This window comes from Algibacter pacificus (assembly GCF_008033385.1).
Taxonomy (GTDB): Bacteria; Bacteroidota; Bacteroidia; order Flavobacteriales; family Flavobacteriaceae; genus Algibacter; species Algibacter pacificus.
Map to the genome: position 1 here is coordinate 1 of NZ_VOGY01000051.1, position 770 is coordinate 770.

At 28.7% G+C, this 770-nt stretch carries 1 protein-coding gene; it reads left to right on the forward strand.

What is annotated here, in order from left to right; genetic code table 11:
• The first annotated feature begins 125 nt into the window (after positions 1 to 125).
• Positions 126 to 536 (forward strand): hypothetical protein, encoded by a 411-nt coding sequence (locus tag FQU21_RS17340; protein ID WP_147679301.1) that lies wholly within the window; start codon positions 126 to 128, stop codon positions 534 to 536.
• The last annotated feature ends 234 nt before the right edge of the window (positions 537 to 770 follow it).

Genomic DNA, 770 nt, shown 5'->3' on the forward strand with positions numbered 1-770 from the left:
TGCTTTAACAAAGTTTTTGTTTATTTTTATTGCTTGGTATTAAACAAAAATTTAGAGCTGGTTTGAATGCTACGATTCATATCCAGATCGTTAGCAATAATTTGCCAAACCTACTACTAAAGACAATGAGGATAATAACATTTATATTTTTGCTAGGACTTTTTTCATCTTGTAAAAAATCGAAACCTTTAGAAGTTTGGAATCTTTCTCAAATACTCTATAAGAAGACTGATTTGCTAGCGGACAAAAAGAAAAAAATCTTATATGATGCTGTTCCTTTGTACATTGATTACGAATCAAATTGGATAGTAATTGAATTAGAACCTAAAATTAAAGGTAAATTCAAAGCTTTTTATGAAGAAGACGGATATTTTTACATGGACATAGATAATTTTAATGATAAAAGATTTAACGGAGAATATGTAATAACAATAGACACCATTCGGTCTTCTAGCACTTCAAGTGAGATTAGAATGATTATGGAATCTAATGACACTTATTTATTGGGTTACAAGTCTCTATTTAAAGGAATTTAAAAACAAAAAACTATTGCTAACATTGTATATAAAAAATTGCTATTTTGTGCTTAACCAATGTGAGTTGCTTTGTTTGCTAGCTTCTGATTTTCCTTCGGAAAATCCTCGCACACAAACACGCAACATTTCATATACGTAACCGTTGTGATTAATATCCCAGCCTTTAGGAAACTAAAACATTTTTATAGTCTTAATTAGTAATAAATAATAAAGCAAAAAGATGGATAAAAAAGG

Coding starts and splice junctions, on each gene's coding strand:
- FQU21_RS17340 (WP_147679301.1), top strand. CDS start 126: ATGAGGATAATAACATTTATATTTTTGCTAGGACTTTTTTCATCTTGT.